The following is an 18,730-nucleotide window of genomic DNA, read 5'->3' on the forward strand; positions in this document are numbered from 1 at the left end:
GACTCATATCTAACCCCCTTTGCTGACGACCATAGCATGATGGCCCCACCTGATCCCTTACCGAACTCAGAAGTGAAACATCATAGCGCCGATGGTAGTGTGGTTCGCCCATGTGAGAGTAGGTCATTGTCAGCTCTCTATTCTAAAGATAAACCCCCCTCTGCGAAAGCAGAGGGGGGCTTTTCTTTGGGTTGAATAAATTACAAGACGTATCATACGATTAGTCGATGGAAGCCAGGCTAACAGCTACAATTTTATGATTATAAGTTTAATGACGTCAACCCTTGAAAGGTTGAGAAGGTTTAAAGATATCATTATTCATCATCTCTTCTACACTACTAAACGTAAACTTACTTTTATTTTCAGGCAAACGTAGAATGCGTGGAAGTCGAGTAATACCTATTTTTCCATCTGCAATAGCATAGTGTCTATAGCTTTCATTGACTATAATCTCGCATTCGAACTCTGGATATACAATACTAACTGCTTTATTCTTAGCTAGGCGAATAATGAACATAAATAGATCTTGATTAAGGGTTGATTCTATTTCTATTATTTCTTCCGCTGTATATCTTAGAGATTTACCTAGTTTCATCTTTTGCCAAAAGCTACCTTCTTGTTTAACTTTGAGGTAGTGATTCAACTCTTCTTTTAGACTGTTGATTTCTTGTAAATTAGCTTCACATTCTTTTAGCTTTTCTTTGATAATTAATAAAGAATTTTCCATTGTTGTTTCATAATCAGATATATTATTTTGCCCTATAGTAAATAGACCCCATAGGTTATCAAGTAGTTTTCTTAACGAAATTAATTTGATAACCATAATTTCACTGCTTTCAGAATACATTGCTAAAGGCTGTAGCCTAAAGTCTTGAGTGTTTTCAATCATTCTTTTTATTAATTGATCTAAGTGATAAAATAAAAAGTTTTGATCATTTTTGTCACTTATTACAGTCTGAATAACGTTAGGGAGTTTATTAAGAATCAGGATAGAGAGTTGCTTTTCGTAGTCGACCATTCTATTAGCGATAATAGTCTCTGAACTACTACCATCTTGATCAAGTGGCTTTTTTAGTAGAGTGGTTAGGTATGTTCTATTTAAGTGCTGAACTTCAAGAACAAACTTTAATACAGTATCAGACACTCCTCTATCTAGGGTATAAAGTCGACTCATACAATATGAAATGTGGTTGATATATTCATTATTATTTAAACTGTTTTTTTCAATGACTAAATGAGTTAAGTAAATAAATTTGTTAATTCCTTCTCCGCTACTTGATTCATATAAAAACCTTCTGAAGGAGTAGGCATTATTATTGGGTTGACTTGCGATTCCTACTATAAACCAATAGTTTTGGCCTTCTACAACGAAAAACTTTCTCTGTTTACCTTCTTTTTTTATCAACGATGGTAAGTGAGTTAACTCTTGAAAGCTCAGATCAGTCGAGTCCCAGCTACGAAAATCTCTGCCTTGTATTTTTTGTTTGATAAACACTTCTTTTAAATAGGTTTTAACAATATCATTGTTGAGACTGCGTAGTCCACCGTCGATAATTAACTCAACTTTATCTATCCAGTCTGCTAGATCATATAGAAAAGCTGTCTTTATATTGATCCGATTTTTTTGATCGTAAAGCGATCCTTGGACATCCAGTCCGTCTAAATAATCAAGCATTGCTTCAATTTCATCAGCTAATTTCAATGCCTGATAAGAGACAGGTGTTGAGTCAATAAGTTTAGACATATGAATAGTGATATTAGTTAATTCTTTATTCTGTGTAGTCATCTTCCTCATAACACTTTTCAGCGTATCAGGACGCTTGTATACTAAGTTGTAATTAATACCTCGAGGGGCAAGTATGTTTTTATATATACTTGCTTGGCTTTCTTTGTTTAGCTGGGGCAGTATCTCTTGAATTACTTCACGCCAATTTGAACCTAAAGCAGGATCTATAGATTTTAATTTATAAACCTGATATTCAGAGAGATCATAGATGTTCATTATATTTGTACCTTCTAAATGTATTTGACTATAAAAATCATAGCTCATGACAGACTGGGATATTTTTGTAGTATCAATAAGTGAACATAGCCCAAAGATCGCTTTGTTTTTTATAGTTATAAACTAACCATTAACATGATACATTAATTTAGCTTTTGTATAAAACGTAAGCAGTCAATATAAGGAGATAAAGTATGACCACCTCAAAAGTAACCTACCAAGGCGATCTGCGTACTACCGCCATTCATTTACAATCAAACAATGAAATCATCACTGATGCACCAATTGATAACCAAGGTAAAGGCGAAGCGTTTTCACCGACTGATTTATTGGCGACCAGCTTAGCCAGTTGTATGCTGACGATTATTGGTATTAAAGCTCGTGATATAAATATCGATATTGCAGGTACTACGGCTGACGTGACTAAAGTGATGGCAGCTGATCCAAGACGGGTTTGTGAAGTACATGTCGCGATTACTTTTAATCAAAGTTTAGATGATAAGACGCAAAAAATATTCTATAACACGGCGCTGACTTGCCCAGTTGCGAAAAGTATCCATCCTGATATTATCCAAAAAGTGACTATTAATTCTAAGAGCTATTGATTCCAAGAACTACTAATTCCAAAAACTAGTAATCTCTATCACGGTGAATAATATGGCTACCAAAACCTTGCTTATCGTCGCACATGCTCCATCGCCTAATACCAAAAAATTGGCTCATGCGGCGTATGACGGTGCTAGTCATCCTGATTTAGATATCAATGTTATATTAAAGTTACCACAAGATACTCAGCCTGAAGATGTATTGGCAGCTGATGCAGTATTACTAGGGACGACTGAGAACTTGGCTTATATGGCAGGGCTGACCAAAGACTTTTTTGATCGCTGCTATTATCCGGTGTTAGAGAAGAAGCAGGGCATGCCGTTTGCGTTATATATCAGAGCAGGTCATGATGGTACGGGCACTAAACTTGCTATCAAGACGATTACGACCGGACTGCGTTGGGAGTGGATTCAAGAGGCGTTGATTTTACAAGGTGATTGGCAACAGGCATTTACTGAGCAAGTAGAAGAGCTGGCGATGACGTTGGCAGCTGGGGTAGATGCAGGTATTTATTAATTTCAGCTCTAAGAAAGATTGTTAATATATAAGCTTTGATTAGAAATTTTGAGGGAATTAGAAATGCTTGATGATAATGTAAGTAATAAAAACTCTATCGATATAGCTGGATTACCGTTTTCTCAAGCTTGTGAAAACAATAAACAACCTATTTTAGAAGTCTTACAGCAAGAGCTAAAAGATTCTAAGAATGTATTAGAGATTGGTTCAGGAACGGGTCAACATAGCGTTTATTTTGCACCAAATTTATCACATTTACAGTGGCAAACTAGCGACATTATAGCCAATCATAATGTAATTGAAGCTTGGCATACTGCTTATCCAGCGCCTAATCTTTATGCTCCTTTACCTTTCGACCTAAATAGCGATCTATTACCACTTAGTCTTATTTCTAGTCAGTCCTATGATGCCGTGTTTACCGCTAATACCCTGCATATTATTGCGTGGCCGCTAGTGGAAAGATTGTTTAAGTTAGTAGGTGACGCTTTACCTCTGCACGGAAAGCTGGTTATTTATGGTCCATTTAATGAAAACGGTCAATACACCAGCGAAGGCAATCGTCGGTTTGATGAGATGCTACGTCGGCATAATAATAGTAGTGGTATACGTGATAAAGAAACAGTCGTAACGTTAGGAGTAACTCATCACTTAGCTTTATTAACAACGCAAAAAATGCCTGCGAACAACCAATTATTAGTTTTTGAAAAAACATTGTGATATTTACTCGGTTTTATTTCGTCTTTTAAAATTCCATTTTTAATTAAAAATTAAGTCTGTCTTTTTCGTAATAATATTTTATAGTTTTTCATTTTTATTCTTATTTTTTTACTGATCCCACCTACTATTTCTTGCAGTTTGAACCTAAGGACTTCTATGATTCTAATCTTTGTTTAGAAATAGAGTTTGGCTCAATTATTCAGATATCCTGCTAACTAATTTGATAAGTGCTTGTTAAGCTATGTAATTTTTAACTAAACATCAACAATATTGAGTAAAAACTTGCCTAACATAAGTTGCTGCATATTGGTAAGCTTGCTTATCCTAATCAGACCTTTAATGCTCTTGCATTAGCCTATCTCAACGTGAAATTAAACCGAAAAATATAGTAGCAATAGCTTTTTACCTCCCATTAACTAAAAAAATAGCTAGGATGGATAATGAAAACAAATATTGATCATACCGACCCCGCCAAGACGATGAACACCACCCGCGGCAATGGTGGTGAAACCCATCAGCGTGCAGACGATGATGGTAAAATGCTAACCACCCAGCAAGGTGTGGTTATTTCTGACAATCAAAACTCACTTAAAGCAGGTCCGCGCGGTCCAACATTACTAGAAGATTTTGTCTTACGTGAAAAGATCAATCATTTTGACCATGAACGTATCCCTGAGCGCGTTGTTCATGCTCGTGGTAGTGCGGCTCACGGTTACTTTGAATTAACCGAATCACTTGAAGAATATACCACGGCAAAAATCTTAACGGAAACGGGCAAACAAACCCCATTGTTCACGCGTTTTTCTACAGTTGCTGGTAGTAAAGGCTCAAAAGATACCCCACGTGATGTGCGCGGCTTTTCCGTTAAAGTCTATACCGAAGAGGGAAACTGGGATCTAGTCGGTAATGACATGCCCATTTTCTTTATCCAAGATGCGATGAAGTTTCCAGACCTTGTACATGCTGTTAAACCTGAACCTGATCGCGGTTTTCCGCAGGCGGCTTCCGCCCATGATACGTTTTGGGACTTTGTCTCATTAAGCCCTGAAACCATGCATAACGTCATTTGGCTGATGAGTGATCGTGGGTTACCGCGTAGCCTGCGCATGATTGAAGGTTTTGGAATCCATAGTTATCGTCTGATTAACAAAGAGGGCAAAAGTACCTTTATGCGCTTTCATTGGAAGCCATTGCTGGGTGTACAGTCGACCACATGGGATGAAGCTGTAAAAATCTCTGGTGCCGATCCTGATTATCATCGCCGCGATTTGTTTGAGGCAATTGATAACCAAATGTATCCTGAATGGGAATTTGGTGTCCAGTTATTCACTGAAGAACAAGCCAACGATTTTCCATTTGACCATTTAGATTCTACTAAACTGATTCCAGAAGAAATGGTGCCTGTTAAAATTGTTGGTAAAATGGTACTCAATCGTAATCCAGATAATTTCTTTGCTGAAACTGAACAAGTAGCTTTCTGTCTATCCCATGTACCACCGGGTATTGACTTTAGTAATGATCCACTATTGCAAGGTCGACTGTTCAGCTATTTAGATACGCAGCTGAAGCGTCTTGGGTCTCCTAATTTTGCACAGATTCCTATCAATGCGCCAAAATGTCCGTTTGCTAACAATCAGCAAGATGGTCATATGCAGATGCAAGTGCCTAAAACTCGGGTTCTCTATGAGCCACAAAGCTTAGATCCAACGAGACCTCGTGAAAGTGTCAAAAAAGGCTTTGAGTCGTTCCATGAAAAGCTAGATGATGGTGTTAAAGGCCGCGTACGTGCCGAAAGCTTTGCCGACCATTATAGCCAGCCGCGTATGTTCTATCGTAGTCAAACCACGATTGAGCAGGCACATATTGCGTCAGCGTATGCCTTTGAGCTTGGTAAAGTAGATGCTGCCCACGTGCGTACTCGTACGCTCAGTCATCTTATTCATATTGATCAAGATTTGGCCAGCCGTGTTGCAAAAGCACTAGGTATGGAATTACCTGAGGCCGCTGATCCAGCAGCACCAGTGCAAGATATGGCTACCTCTGCTGCGGTAAGAACTATTGGCCTCACACCTAAGAGCTTAAAAGGTCGCTTGGTAGGTATCTTAGTTGCAGAAGGCTCAAAACATAGTGAAATCAAAAAGTTTGAAGACGCTGCAAAAGCAGAAGGGGCCAGTGTAAAAATCGTTGCTCCAGGTCGTGAGGTCTTACTTGATGATGGCACTTGCATACAATCTGATGAACGCATTACTGGTGCGCCGTCAGTACTATTTGATGCAGTAGTCAGCATTATTATGCCAGACCAAGCTAAAAAGCTAGCTAAAGACAGCTCAGCTTTAGATTGGTTCACAGACGCTTATGTACATTGTAAAGCGATTGCTTATTGCGGTGCGACCGATGAGTTCATCTTGAGTAAGCTACCGATTGAAAAAGATGCTTTTGTGACCCCGTTAGCTGATTTAGATACTTTCATTGAAAATGCCAAATCGCGTCTTTGGGAGCGTGAACCTAAGGTTCGTGACTTAGCTTAATTCCTACCTAATGTATAAAGTGGCATAAGTTAGCGCATATATTCATTTTGTAGTTTTATTCTTAAACTCAGCCCAAAGGCTGAGTTTTTGCTTTTACGGCGTGTAATAGAGTAGAGATCCTCTGTAGTTGGCCAAAACATTAATATTAGTATAGTCACAAGCGTTCACTGAAAATAACTTATCAAAAAACAATCAGCGTTATACTAAACGTAATATGCTTTAGTAGATATATAACTATAAAGTCTAATTCCAATAAAGATTAAAAATTAATGATTGATCAAGGATGATTAATGAGTTTACGTGAGGTTGTACGTTTAGAAGGTTATATTCAAAGTACTTATCTTGCCGTATACCCGGATAAGCTATTATTACTGGATGGTTGCTGTCGCCCTGATGTACCAATGGTATTAGACTATATTAAAAATACTTTACAGCGTCCAGTGACTGATCTAAAAGTAGTCATGGTAACCCATATGCATCCCGATCACGCAGGCGGGGCACACAAGCTTCGGCGCGCCACAGGCTGTAAAGTTATATCAGCGAGTAAGCCCGAGCAATGGTATAAGGGTATCGGTGGTCAGTTGATGCATTTAGTAGACACGGGACTGGCGCATTATGTGGCTAAGCGCCAAGGCCGTCTGTTCAAAAGACTATGGTATCCAGCGCATTTGCATCCTGACGCTACGGTTAATGATGGTGATGGTGTGCCTGGATTTGATGATTGGCAAGTATTAGAGACACCAGGGCATACTGACCGCGACTTGTCCTTGTTTCATGTGCCAAGTCGGCAAGTTTATACTGCCGACCTGATCATTAAGCTGCGCCATAAGTTTGTCGCACCCTTTCCGATATACGATCCCAAGGCTTATATCAGCTCTCTACAAAAAATTAAAGACTTGAAACCATCCAACGTGATGATGGCACATGGACGCGAGCTGTCTATTGACGCAGCAACTTTTGATATGTTAATTATGCAAGCGCCTAAGCATCGGCGTACCGTAAAAGATACCATTCGTCATAAACTATTGTGGTGGCGGACTAAAGAGTCTGAGATGGGGTAGTATAGTTAGACGCTTTCTTACTAATAACTCATACACCTAGAGTATACTTAAAAATTTTAAGCAAGAAAAAGCCCAGTCATTAACTATGACTGGGCTTTAGAATATGGTGGGCCGTCCGCGATTCGAACGCGGGACCAATTGATTAAAAGTCAACTGCTCTACCAACTGAGCTAACGGCCCTGAGCGAAATAAAAATTACACTGTAATTTTAGCTTCGTAAAGGTAATTCCCTTAAAAGAGAACTGTTTGAAACTAAACATTTTAAAAATGTCTTTAAAAAGTAATCTCATTAAGCTAATGCCGAGTAGGGCAAAATACTTAGTAAGAATCTAGCTAAAAATGGTGGGCCGTCCGCGATTCGAACGCGGGACCAATTGATTAAAAGTCAACTGCTCTACCAACTGAGCTAACGGCCCTGAAGAGATTGCATAAAAGCCATGCTTTTTACTCTACAAGTTAAAACCCTTAAAACTGGATTTTATTTCTACATTTAGATAATTTGTATCTCTAAACGTGAGAGCACATTATATATAGAATCAGGGTAATTACAACCCTGAATTATAAAAAAACTAGAAATTCTACAAAAAAAGTTTATTTTTTATCATAAATTTGTATGTGAGGCATATTTACAGCTTTTAAGCAGCAGCATAAATGTCTAATGTGCATCCGTTTAATCCCTAGAAAGGGCTTCAACTGGATCAAGTTTGGCCGCATTACGTGCTGGCAGGAAGCCAAAAACGACACCAATAAGTGTCGAGCATAGAAAGGCGGCAATAATAGACGTCGGTGAATAGATAACTTGAAAACTATCACCGCCGATACGATTGATAAGCTCGCCAATAGCAAAGGCCAAGCCGATACCCAATAGACCACCCAAGATACAAACCAAAATAGCTTCAATTAAAAACTGCTGCATAATGTCGTTTTGACGAGCACCGACGGCCATGCGTACACCAATCTCATTGGTACGTTCAGTGACTGATACCAACATGATGTTCATAACGCCAATACCGCCAACAATTAAAGAAATAATAGCGATAGATGAGATTAGCAAGGTTAAGGCAGCAGTGGTAGATTCAATCGTTTGGCGAATAGAGTCGGAGTTGCGAATCCGAAAGTCATCGGTGCCATGGCGACTTTCCATTAGCTGGGAGATAGCAGACTCAGCGGCAGAGGAAGAGATGTTGTCATCAATCAATGCTACGAAGCTTTCGATATAGCTGCTACCGATGAGACGCGACATCATGGTAGTGTAGGGCATATAAAGGGTTGGTGAGTCTACGCCACCGCCAAAGCCGCCTGTATTAGGCGCTAATACGCCAATCACCCGTCCGGGCACACTGCCTATCAATACCACTTCACCAATGGGATTGGCATTATCCGGGAAAAAGGTACGTTTGGCATTACTGTCAATAATAATATCCTGAGTGCGCCGTAAGATACTTTGTTCGTCAAAGCCTTGACCTTGAGCTAAAGTCTCACCAGTTACATCAAGATAGTCTTTGCCCACCCCTTTAACGCTGGCTGCTTCTTGTATGTTGCGGTAGCGTACACTGGTGTTGTTATTAATTTGTGGGCTGACACTGACCACATAGGGCTGGTCGGCCACGGCTTGTGCATCTTGCGGGGTTAGGTTGTCATCGTTATATTGGCGTCTAGGGTCGCCATACGGGTAGCCATCAGAGACAGTGATGGTGTTAGTACCAAGAGAGCTGATATTGGTCAAAATCTGCGCTTGTGAGCCTTTACCAAGGCCTACGACCGATACTACTGAGGCAATACCAATGATGATGCCTAGCATTGTCAATAAGGTACGCATTTTATGGGCACGCATTGCCAGTAGCGACATTTTAAAGGCTTCAAGCAGACGATCAATAAAGCTGCTAAATGCGCTCTTACGGTGTCGATCTAGAATAGCTTCAGGCTTTGCTTGCGTTTGCTGGTAGTTTTTGGTTTTATAGTCAGCGACGATATAGCCGTCTTTTATCTCAATGACACGCTCAGCCTGCTCAGCAAGATTGGGGTCATGAGTCACCATGATAATGGTATGGCCTAGAGCGTTTAAGTCTTTCAGGATTTGCATCACGTCATTACCGGACTTGCTATCAAGCGCCCCTGTTGGCTCATCCGCTAGGATGATGTCACCGCCATTCATTAGGGCGCGAGCGATAGAGACCCGCTGCTGTTGTCCGCCTGATAGCTGGCTGGGACGGTTATCAACTTTGTCAGCCAGTCCTAAATCAGCTAGTAACTGCTCAGCCCGGTCGCTACGTGCTTGTCCATCCATACCAGCATAAACGGCAGGGACAGCGACGTTGTCACGCGCGCTAATATCACCTAGTAGATGATAGCGCTGAAAAATAAAGCCAAAATGCTCGCGGCGTAGTTTGGCCAATTCATCGGGTTCTAAGCGGTTGACTGATTGGCCAAAGATTTTATAATCGCCAGCACTTGCTTGATCCAAGCACCCTAAGATATTCATCAAGGTAGACTTACCAGAACCTGACTGCCCAATAATGGAGACCATTTCACCTTGGTTAATGGTTAGATTGATATCATTAAGCACGCGAATGGTTTGCTCACCCGCTTTGAACTCTTTAATCAGTCCTTTAACTTGCATTAAGGGGACATCTGTCTCGGCGTTAGAAGTGCGGTCTTGGATATTCATCTACCATACTGCCTATATCAATATTGCTTATATAATTGATGTTAAAAGTACGTCTTGCTTGCCAATTATTCAGTGCTAATTATTGACTATTAGAATGGACGTCCGCCTCTTCTACCTTTACTACCTTTTTCTGGGCCTTCTTCGCTTAAGATAATTTCGTCACCTACCTTTAATCCGCTTAAGATTTGCGCATTAACACGGTTGTTAATACCCACTTTTACGATTTGTTCAACCACTTCGCCATTGGCTTTGAGGACACGAACTTTAGCCATAGTGGCATTATCACTATTAGCATTGACGTCATTAGTATCTTCGGAATTGGCTTTATTGCCACTACCCTTAACAGAGTTATTATCTTTCTCAGCACCAGTAGGTTTTTTAGATTTACCAATAGGTTGCAGGGCAGCGGAAGGAATGAGTAAAGCATCCTTAGCTTGATTAATAACAATATAAACTTGCGCGGTCATATCGATACGAAAGCGGCGTTCGGTATTGGGTACTTCAATGTAACCGACATAATAAATGGCAGCATCAGTTGAGCTGGTATCACTAATACGCTCGGGTGCTGGCTCGACGGCCTTAAGGGTAGCATCATATTTTTGGTCAGGATTACCGATAATATTAAAATATACCGGCATATTTGCCTGTACGTTGATGACGTCGGCTTCAGAGATTTGCGCATTAATGCGGACTGTTGATAAGTCCGCTAAAGTGACAATGGTCGGTGCGCTTTGATTGGCGTTAACGGTAGTGCCTTGTTCGGTCGTGACTGAGACGACGGTACCTGCCATTGGTGCACGTATAGTAGTATAGCTGAGGTCTTCTTGGGCCGTATCAACGTTGGTCTGTGATTTGCGTAGGGCCGCCTGTTGACTATTGATATTAGCTTTTGTAGTCGCTATGGCTGCATTAGCCGTATCAATAGAAGCACGGGCGCTGGCAACGGCAGATTTTGCCGTATCAATACGAGTAGCTTGGGTATCGTACTCTTGTTGCGAGATGGCATCAATAGCGACTAAAGACTGCAAACGCCCGAAGTCAGATTGTGCCTGTTTTAAGTCTGACTGCCGGCTAGCCAGGTCAGCATAGGCACTTTTTAGCCCTGCTTCACGGCTCAATGCTTCTGCTCGGGCACTTTGGATAGCTGCTTCGCTTTGCTCAAGGCTGGCTTGCTCATTGCTTAAGTTATTTTTTTGGGTGACTTGATCAATCTGTGCAATAAGATCGCCTTTTTGTACTTCATCGCCTACTTCAACGAATAATCGTTTAACCTCACCGGATACCTGTGCCCCGACATCAACGGTATTAAGCGCTTTTACCTTACCGGATGCCATGACGTTATTTTCAATATCGCCAATCTCAGCTATTGCAGTAAGGTAGTTGGGCTGAATATCTTTTGGTTTTAAGGTTTTATAGGCCAAAGCCCCTAATGCTATGACAATTAAGGCAATAATGGCCCATTTAATAGCAGACTTTTTGCTTAGTTTGCGCATGCTGAGCATCCAATTACAGTCAAATCAAGTATGGGTATAGTAAAGGCTTCATGCCTAAAAGGGAACGGCAATTAGTTTGCGAAAGGTTAAGGGAGAGTTAGAGAGGATGAGGTTTGATAACAGCTATCAGTTATAGCTATGAAAAATGGTTATAAATAAATTCTAGTAGAGTATGTTAACGTTTATTTTGTAAGGAACAAACGCTGCCCCGCTAGTTCTAATGCTGCCTGTAATAATAGCTCCCATGCTGGCTGGCGGATAATCCCTTTAATGGCTTGGTCACAGCGATAAATAAGAGCGGGCCACTGGGAAGTTTGGGCTTTTGACTGACGCCGGCAAGCTTGCTGGTATAGCCCTTGTTTACTGCGCCAAATTCCGAGTGCTTGCGGATCTTGACCTTCCATCAGTGCCATAATTTGGCGCATGTCTTTACTGATTGCCCATAGCACTAAGGTGGTCGGCTCATCAGTGACTTGCAGTTGAAATATTATCTTCGCTACCTGCGCGCTATTACCCGCTAGCATGGCATCGGATAAATCAAACACACTAAAGTGCGCATCGCTAACTAAAGCCGCTTGTAAATCATTAATATCTAGCGCGACGCTGGTAAGCACTGTTTTAGTAGTGTTGCTATTACTACCATTATCTTGGCCATTATTATTTGCTACTGCTGGTTTATTACTAGCTGCTAGTTCTGGCGCAAATAAATAAGACAGCCGCCAAAGGGTTTGATAAGCACTCAATATATGATGCTCAGTATGTGACATTAACAACTGCCACGCCTCTTGAGATAGCTTAAGACCGAACTGTTGCGCCTGAATTTGCAACAGCTGCTGGCGTTGGCGCTCATCGTTTAAATTACAATCGATGATGTGACCATATTGCGCAAAAGGCGTGAACCATTTACTACTTTGAGCACGGCGGTCTAGCTTAGAGGTTAACCATAATAGGCTGTTACCATTGACCTCTGTCTGGGCGTCAATAGCAAAGCGTTCAATCTCAGTAATAACCGCTTTATCCGGTTTATGGTTACCCGTCACAATTAAGGCACTGGCATCATCAAATAAAGACAAACTACCCAGCTCTGACAAAACTTCTTGCCAGCTCTTGACGGATACCAGCTCAATACGCTTGATTGCATAGTTTTGTGCACGCCAATGTGATCGCAGCGCATCAATGAGCCACTGATGTAATAATGGCTCATCACCATGTGCCAGCCATAAGCCTGCTACCGTAACCGTGGGTTGCAGCAGCTTTGGATAGGCTTGGATAAAGATCTCTTGCATAAGTGTTGTGCTACAAAGTAGAGAAGATAATCAAGAGTCGGGTGCCACAATGGTTGTTACTTGTGACTTGTTCGCAGGGTTTTTAATAAGTTGCGAGGACTTATTGGTGCTGGCAGGTGACATTTTAGGTAGACTGATAGCGACATATTGATCTGTAATACGGCGTGATAGACTGTCATATAACCAATCGCGAATTTGACTGCCTTGCTGGTCGTCGGTACTGACTGAGGCCTCGTTATATTGATAGCTGCGCTCAACTTGAATAGGATTGGTTAACGTCACAGACTTACCCTCTTGAATGGTTTGATAAGTGACCTCTGCTGATAATACCAGTCTAATCTCGGTTAACACCCCAACCAACTCGTAACGCTTAAAGCGCACGTTTTTGACGTTAATAGTCGCAATCTGTTCAACGCCAGTATTGCTGGTGGCACTGTTAGTAGAGCTGTTCGCCGTATTATTGTCAATAACGTCTACGCCCAAAGCCTCTAACCGTCTTGTTAACGGTAGTTTCAGTGGAAATGAGATACGATTGTCTTCAATGATAAGGGCGGTCTTGGCAACATCAAAGTGCAAAGGGGCATCATAACCACGCAATTGAAAACCACAACCACTAAGACCAGTTGCGACGCTTACTACCGTAAGCATTGGCAAGGCAGTCAGTAACACGGTAGCCAGCTTTTTTACTCGGCCTTTTGCGTCTGCTAATAACTGCGTTGGTCGATCTTGATAGCCCATAATCGTTATCCTTGTTTTTAATCAAGCTGCTTAATAAGCTTAGCCTGCTACCACAATATTGACCAATTTATTAGGCACGACAATTTCTTTTTTGATCTCGCCAGTGATGAATTTTGCCACACTTTCAATGGCACGTGCTTGTGCTTTAAGCTGCTCAGCATCGCCATTTGGCGCGACGTCCATTTTGCCGCGTACTTTACCGTTAACCTGAATGACCATTGTAACGGTATCTTGTACTAATGCGCTTGTATCAACAGCAGGATAAGCCATAGTTTTGGTATCAAGTCCTAACTGTTCAAGCAAATGCTCACCAACGTGCGGCGCGTAGACAGACAGTACAATTAGTAAGTCAATTAAGGCTTCATGTTGCACTTGCAAATCTTGCTCGTTACTGGCCTTAAAGCTACCCAGCTCATTAGCAAGTTCCATCAAGCTCGATACCGGCGTATTTAGCGCTAGGCGTTCACCCAGATCATTGTCAATCTTGCCAATCGTTTCATGAGTCTTACGGCGCAGATTTTTGGCCGCTTTGGTCAAGCCCTCAGTATTCAAAGCTTCTCGATTAAGAGTATCAAGGTCTAAATTAGCAGCCGTTAGCGCCTGCATATGTTCAGTGGCAATGCGCCAAACTTTTTTAACGAAGTTATAAGGGCCTTTTAAAGCATCGTCTGACCATTCAAGGGTTTGATCGGCAGGAGCCGTAAATAGGGTATAAAGACGAACGGTATCTGCACCATATTGGTCAATAGTAGTCTGTGGGTCAACACCGTTATTCTTTGATTTGGACATTTTTTCTATTTTGCCAACCGTTACTGGCTGTCCGTCCGCTTTAAGGGTCGCTGTTACCGGATGTACACGCTCGTTATAGTCAATATCGACATCATGCGGGAAGTAATACGTGGTGCTACCATCGGCATTTACCCGATAAAAAGTACCAGCAAGCACCATGCCTTGGGTCATTAAATTGGCAAACGGCTCATCGCCTGATACCAAGTTCTCATCACGCATCAGTTTGTGGAAAAAACGGGCATAAAGCAGATGCATAACAGCGTGTTCAACACCGCCAACATATTGATCTACTGGCAACCATTTATTGGCGGCCGATTTATTCACCATGTTCTGAGCGTCGTGTGGACTGGCGAAGCGCGCATAGTACCAGCTCGACTCAACAAAGGTATCAAATGTGTCGGTCTCGCGCTCAGCAGGATTACCACATTTAGGACAGCTGGTATTCACAAACTCTGGAATATTTTTGAGTGGATTACCGCGACCATCAGGTACGACATCAGTCGGCAACACTACTGGCAAATCTTTTTCTTCAACAGGGACGGTACCGCAATTTTCACAATTGACCATCGGGATAGGGCAGCCCCAATAACGCTGGCGTGAGACGCCCCAATCGCGCAGACGATATTGAATCTTTTTATTGGCAAGTGCTTGTGGTTCAAGTTTGGCAAGCATCGCCTCAAAAGATTGCTCAAAGTCCATACCATCAAATGCGCCAGAATTGACTAAGGTATTGCGCTCGGTATAAGCTCTATTGTCGTCCTCTGCCTCATCAAAATAACCATCAGGAACATTGATAACTTGTTTAATAGGTAAGTCATACTTGACGGCAAACTCATAATCACGCTCATCATGGGCGGGTACAGCCATCACAGCACCTGAGCCGTAGCTCATGAGTACATAGTTGGCGACCCAAACAGGTACTTTTTCGCCCGTTAATGGATGGGTAACCGTTAGACCAGTATCCATACCAACTTTATCGGCTTTAGCAAGGTCTGCTTCAGCGACTGAGCCTTTTTTACAAAGCGCACAGAAGGTAGCAATTTCTTCATTGTGCTCAGAGGCATACTGCGCCAATGGATGCTCAGCAGCAACGGCAACATAAGTAACGCCCATTAACGTATCAGGACGGGTAGTGAAGACATCTAGCGTATTGTCTTGACCTTCGAGGTTATAAGGGAAATGAACTTCCATACCCGCACTCCGACCAATCCAATTGCGTTGCATCGTGAGCACTTCAGACGGCCAATGGCCCTCTAACTGATCTAAATCATCAAGCAGCTCATCAGCATAATCAGTGATTTTAAAGTAATACATCGGAATATCGCGCTTTTCAACGAGAGCGCCACTACGCCAGCCTTTACCGTCAATGACTTGCTCATTTGCAAGTACGGTATTGTCGACTGGGTCCCAATTGACTGTGGCTAGCTTTTTATAGACCATGCCTTTTTTATATAGTTGCAAGAATAACCACTGTTCCCACTGATAATACTCAGGGCTACAAGTAGCAAATTCACGTGACCAATCTACTGACAAACCAAGTAGTTTTAGTTGCACGCGCATGTTATCAATATTAGAAAACGTCCATTGGGCAGGCGGCGTTTGATTCGCAATCGCGGCGTTTTCAGCGGGCAAGCCAAAAGCGTCCCAACCCATTGGTTGCATCACCTCAAAGCCCTTGAGGCGGTAATAACGGCTGAGTACATCGGAGATGGTATAGTTACGCACATGGCCCATATGCAGCTTGCCACTTGGATAAGGGAACATCGAGAGCATATAGCGGCTCGGCTTATCGCTTGGCTCATTACCAACTTCAAAGCGCTTGTCTGTAGCCCATTTGGCTTGCTGCGCCGCTTCAATAAGCTGCGGCTGATATACATTAATACTGGCGTCAGTGGTGTTTACTGGTTGATTATTAGTTGGGGCTATTTGCGAGTTACTCATTGTGGGCTCTAATTGGTTAACACAGATAAAGGAGGATATTTTATTATGGCATAGCATAGCGTAATTCAGCAAAAATTGCGATGCTATGATAAGGCAATCGTATGGTGGCTATGCAGTATGTTTGATTGATAAAATGCTAGACTGGGTAAGGTTTAACGGTAATTTAAATAAAAATTTAAACAAAAAATAATTTGGAGATAACATGAGCATTACTATTTACGGCATTAAATCCTGTGACACTATGAAAAAAGCTTTTAAGAAGCTTGAAGCGCTGGGCGTAGATTATGAGTTTTACGATTATAAGAAACAAGGTATTGATGCAGATAGCGTGCAGCGCTGGGTAGGTACGCTAGGAATAGATAAGGTATTGAATAAGCGCGGAACCACATGGCGTAAGTTAAGTGATGATCAAAAAGCCACCGCTGATACAGATGAAAATGCAGCGATTGAATTACTACTTGCCAATACTAGTATGATTAAACGTCCGATTATAGAAGGACAGATTGAGAATAAGCATCAAGAACAGCCAGTACTGTTGTGTGGCTATGATGAAGTAGAGTTTGAAACTACCTTCACATAACATCATTATTTAAAAAGTGTATTTTCATAAAATCACTATGACCTTATCTCATTCTGTCTTATTATATTGTTAATGGAATGAACTTCGTTATTTACGTTGTGATAAACAAGGCAGCATAAGATAAGGAGAGCATTATGAAAAAGTTACTATTAATCACCGCGCTTGCTACCGCCCCTTTAATAGCTATGACGGCGCAAGCGGCAGATTCCTCTACTAAAATTACCTTTGCAAAAGACAGCTATTGTGGAAGTTTTACTGGTAATATAAAAAATGGTAAAATTTTTCGTTTATGGCTAAATGCCAATCAAGAAATGAGTATCCGTAATGTGGGCGATGACCAAATTAGCATTGCTTATGTTAAAGGACCCAACGGCCGTATTGATGTTGGTCGTTATGAAACTTACTCGTCGTTTTACACTGACACTAAAGGCAATCACTATATGAAGTTATACGGCAATAGCAGCCACAGTTCAGTAGAATTCTGCGCGTATTAGATAGCGCCACACTACCCTTAAGTTAATCCTGAGTTTAAATGAATCGATACTCAGGATTAATTACGCCCATCATAAAGAAGAACAGCGATATTAACCAAATTAGCAGGACATACATCCGAATTTGTTCAGCATTCCAATCGAGTGCAAACCAACTGACTAAGAAAAATGAGCGCCAGCCCTCTACGCGCTTTGCGCCGCCATAACCAATAATCCACCAGATATAAAAGCTATGGATAGCAAAAAGTAGACACCATAACCAAAATGCCATTATTGATTCCTAATATAAGCCATTCCTAGTATAAGTTGGGGCTAACATAAGGCCGCTTCTAAATCACGGCTGATAAGCGTACCGACTCCTTCATTGGTGAAAATCTCTAATAGCGTGGCATGAGGAACACGGCCATCGACAATAACGGCACTTTTAACGCCACTTCGAACGGCATCGAGCGCGCACTGTATCTTTGGAATCATACCGCCTGAGATGGTACCGTCTTCAATGAGACTGTCTACTGTTTTGGGCGTTAGACCTGTTACCACTTTACCGTCACGCCCTAGTACACCTTTAATATTGGTCAGTAGCATTAGCTTTTCAGCTTGCAAAAATTCGGCAACTTTACCAGCAACCAAGTCAGCATTGATATTATAAGTATTGCCTTTGCTATCAACGCCAAGCGGTGCAATAACAGGAATAAAGTTGGATGAGATGAGCATATTAATCACGTCTTTATTTACGCTGACTACTTCTCCGACAAAACCTAAATCTACCGGTACAGCGCTACCATCCTCGCCAGTCTTTTCCATCAGCAACTTTTTGGCTTGAATAAGATTGGCGTCTTTTCCAGTCAGGCCGATAGCTTGGCCGCCATGCTTGTTAATTAAGCTGACGATAGATTTATTCACGCTGCCGCCGAGCACCATCTCCACAATATCCATGGTTTTTTTATCGGTTACGCGCATGCCATCGATACGCTGCGACTGGCGACCGAGCTCTTTTAATAAATTATCAACCTGCGGGCCACCGCCATGCACCACTACTGGATGCAGGCCGACCGTTTTTAATAGCACAATATCACGGGCAAATGAGCTTTCAAGCTCTGGATCAGTCATCGCATTGCCGCCATACTTGACCACAATCAGCTTACCTACAAAGCGCTGGATATAGGGTAGTGCAGTGGTTAGTACTTCAGCGGTAATTTTGGCATCATCTAAATTAAGCGACATAATGAACTCCTAAGGCACAAGTCTTAAACACATGTGAATAATATGCATTTGTATGAATACTAAAATTCGCAATAAATAATAATAGTTAAA

At 41.7% G+C, this 18,730-nt stretch carries 15 protein-coding genes, 2 tRNA genes and 1 rRNA gene; 8 read left to right on the forward strand and 10 right to left on the reverse strand.

Going from position 1 to position 18,730, the window contains the following annotated elements:
• Positions 1-21: 21 nt before the first annotated feature.
• Positions 22-135 (forward strand): 5S ribosomal RNA (gene rrf, locus ES754_RS00005).
• Between the two features lie 142 nt (positions 136-277).
• Here rrf and ES754_RS00010 read toward each other — a convergent pair.
• Complete coding sequence (locus tag ES754_RS00010) at positions 278-2,002, reverse strand: hypothetical protein (protein ID WP_147220910.1); 1,725 nt, start codon at positions 2,000-2,002, stop codon at positions 278-280.
• Between the two features lie 194 nt (positions 2,003-2,196).
• Between ES754_RS00010 and ES754_RS00015 the strand changes: the two genes are divergently transcribed.
• From ES754_RS00015 to ES754_RS00035, 5 genes are all read left to right on the forward strand, one after another.
• The gene (locus ES754_RS00015; RefSeq protein ID WP_147220911.1) at positions 2,197-2,607 is read left to right on the forward strand and encodes an OsmC family protein; all 411 of its coding nucleotides are present in this window, start codon (positions 2,197-2,199) and stop codon (positions 2,605-2,607) included.
• A gap of 52 nt (positions 2,608-2,659) precedes the next feature.
• Entirely contained in the window at positions 2,660-3,124 is a 465-nt protein-coding gene (locus tag ES754_RS00020; RefSeq protein ID WP_147220913.1) for a flavodoxin family protein, read from the forward strand.
• 63 nt (positions 3,125-3,187) lie between these two features.
• Positions 3,188-3,841, forward strand: coding sequence for a DUF938 domain-containing protein (locus tag ES754_RS00025; RefSeq protein WP_201538797.1), 654 nt, complete (start codon positions 3,188-3,190; stop codon positions 3,839-3,841).
• A gap of 440 nt (positions 3,842-4,281) precedes the next feature.
• Positions 4,282-6,369, forward strand: a complete 2,088-nt coding sequence (locus tag ES754_RS00030; RefSeq protein ID WP_147220915.1) for a catalase — start codon at positions 4,282-4,284, stop codon at positions 6,367-6,369.
• Between the two features lie 290 nt (positions 6,370-6,659).
• Positions 6,660-7,430, forward strand: coding sequence for an MBL fold metallo-hydrolase (locus ES754_RS00035; protein ID WP_147220917.1), 771 nt, complete (start codon positions 6,660-6,662; stop codon positions 7,428-7,430).
• Between the two features lie 104 nt (positions 7,431-7,534).
• On the opposite strand, the gene ES754_RS00040 is transcribed toward ES754_RS00035, so the two are convergent.
• The 7 genes from ES754_RS00040 to leuS all read right to left on the reverse strand — a co-directional run bounded on the left by ES754_RS00040 (position 7,535) and on the right by leuS (position 16,345).
• Positions 7,535-7,610 (reverse strand) — tRNA-Lys (locus ES754_RS00040).
• 160 nt (positions 7,611-7,770) lie between these two features.
• Positions 7,771-7,846, reverse strand: a tRNA-Lys gene (locus ES754_RS00045).
• Positions 7,847-8,100: 254 nt separating this feature from the next.
• Positions 8,101-10,098, reverse strand: a complete 1,998-nt coding sequence (locus ES754_RS00050; RefSeq protein WP_147220919.1) for a MacB family efflux pump subunit — start codon at positions 10,096-10,098, stop codon at positions 8,101-8,103.
• A gap of 89 nt (positions 10,099-10,187) precedes the next feature.
• Complete coding sequence (locus tag ES754_RS00055; protein ID WP_147220921.1) at positions 10,188-11,591, reverse strand: permuted SH3 domain-containing protein; 1,404 nt, start codon at positions 11,589-11,591, stop codon at positions 10,188-10,190.
• A gap of 182 nt (positions 11,592-11,773) precedes the next feature.
• Positions 11,774-12,877 (reverse strand): DNA polymerase III subunit delta, encoded by a 1,104-nt coding sequence (locus ES754_RS00060; RefSeq protein WP_147220923.1) that lies wholly within the window; start codon positions 12,875-12,877, stop codon positions 11,774-11,776.
• Between the two features lie 30 nt (positions 12,878-12,907).
• A complete protein-coding gene (locus ES754_RS00065) occupies positions 12,908-13,615 on the reverse strand; it encodes an LPS-assembly lipoprotein LptE (protein WP_147220924.1) in 708 nt (235 codons plus the stop codon).
• A 39-nt stretch (positions 13,616-13,654) separates the two neighbouring features.
• Positions 13,655-16,345: a leucine--tRNA ligase gene (gene leuS, locus ES754_RS00070; protein ID WP_420825330.1), complete on the reverse strand. Its 2,691-nt coding sequence runs from the start codon at positions 16,343-16,345 to the stop codon at positions 13,655-13,657.
• 202 nt (positions 16,346-16,547) lie between these two features.
• On the opposite strand from leuS, the gene ES754_RS00075 reads away from it, so the two are divergent.
• Together ES754_RS00075 and ES754_RS00080 are read left to right on the forward strand one after the other, a co-directional pair.
• Positions 16,548-16,925, forward strand: a complete 378-nt coding sequence (locus ES754_RS00075) for an arsenate reductase (protein ID WP_147220928.1) — start codon at positions 16,548-16,550, stop codon at positions 16,923-16,925.
• 134 nt (positions 16,926-17,059) lie between these two features.
• Entirely contained in the window at positions 17,060-17,419 is a 360-nt protein-coding gene (locus tag ES754_RS00080) for a hypothetical protein (protein WP_147220930.1), read from the forward strand.
• A 34-nt stretch (positions 17,420-17,453) separates the two neighbouring features.
• Here the strand turns inward: ES754_RS00080 and ES754_RS00085 are convergent, their stop codons facing one another.
• Positions 17,454-17,687 (reverse strand): hypothetical protein, encoded by a 234-nt coding sequence (locus ES754_RS00085; RefSeq protein ID WP_147220932.1) that lies wholly within the window; start codon positions 17,685-17,687, stop codon positions 17,454-17,456.
• 41 nt (positions 17,688-17,728) lie between these two features.
• Positions 17,729-18,640: an acetylglutamate kinase gene (gene argB, locus ES754_RS00090; RefSeq protein ID WP_147220934.1), complete on the reverse strand. Its 912-nt coding sequence runs from the start codon at positions 18,638-18,640 to the stop codon at positions 17,729-17,731.
• Between the last annotated feature and the right edge of the window lie 90 nt (positions 18,641-18,730).

Origin of the sequence: Psychrobacter frigidicola (genome assembly GCF_007997305.1) — a bacterium.
In the GTDB taxonomy this organism is placed as follows: Bacteria; Pseudomonadota; Gammaproteobacteria; order Pseudomonadales; family Moraxellaceae; genus Psychrobacter; species Psychrobacter frigidicola.

Coding starts and splice junctions, on each gene's coding strand:
- ES754_RS00055 (WP_147220921.1), bottom strand. CDS start 11,591: ATGCGCAAACTAAGCAAAAAGTCTGCTATTAAATGGGCCATTATTGCC.
- ES754_RS00030 (WP_147220915.1), top strand. CDS start 4,282: ATGAAAACAAATATTGATCATACCGACCCCGCCAAGACGATGAACACC.
- ES754_RS00050 (WP_147220919.1), bottom strand. CDS start 10,098: ATGAATATCCAAGACCGCACTTCTAACGCCGAGACAGATGTCCCCTTA.
- ES754_RS00085 (WP_147220932.1), bottom strand. CDS start 17,687: ATGGCATTTTGGTTATGGTGTCTACTTTTTGCTATCCATAGCTTTTAT.
- ES754_RS00075 (WP_147220928.1), top strand. CDS start 16,548: ATGAGCATTACTATTTACGGCATTAAATCCTGTGACACTATGAAAAAA.
- ES754_RS00010 (WP_147220910.1), bottom strand. CDS start 2,002: ATGAACATCTATGATCTCTCTGAATATCAGGTTTATAAATTAAAATCT.
- ES754_RS00025 (WP_201538797.1), top strand. CDS start 3,188: ATGCTTGATGATAATGTAAGTAATAAAAACTCTATCGATATAGCTGGA.
- ES754_RS00065 (WP_147220924.1), bottom strand. CDS start 13,615: ATGGGCTATCAAGATCGACCAACGCAGTTATTAGCAGACGCAAAAGGC.
- leuS (WP_420825330.1), bottom strand. CDS start 16,345: ATGAGTAACTCGCAAATAGCCCCAACTAATAATCAACCAGTAAACACC.
- ES754_RS00015 (WP_147220911.1), top strand. CDS start 2,197: ATGACCACCTCAAAAGTAACCTACCAAGGCGATCTGCGTACTACCGCC.
- ES754_RS00035 (WP_147220917.1), top strand. CDS start 6,660: ATGAGTTTACGTGAGGTTGTACGTTTAGAAGGTTATATTCAAAGTACT.
- ES754_RS00060 (WP_147220923.1), bottom strand. CDS start 12,877: ATGCAAGAGATCTTTATCCAAGCCTATCCAAAGCTGCTGCAACCCACG.
- ES754_RS00080 (WP_147220930.1), top strand. CDS start 17,060: ATGAAAAAGTTACTATTAATCACCGCGCTTGCTACCGCCCCTTTAATA.
- argB (WP_147220934.1), bottom strand. CDS start 18,640: ATGTCGCTTAATTTAGATGATGCCAAAATTACCGCTGAAGTACTAACC.
- ES754_RS00020 (WP_147220913.1), top strand. CDS start 2,660: ATGGCTACCAAAACCTTGCTTATCGTCGCACATGCTCCATCGCCTAAT.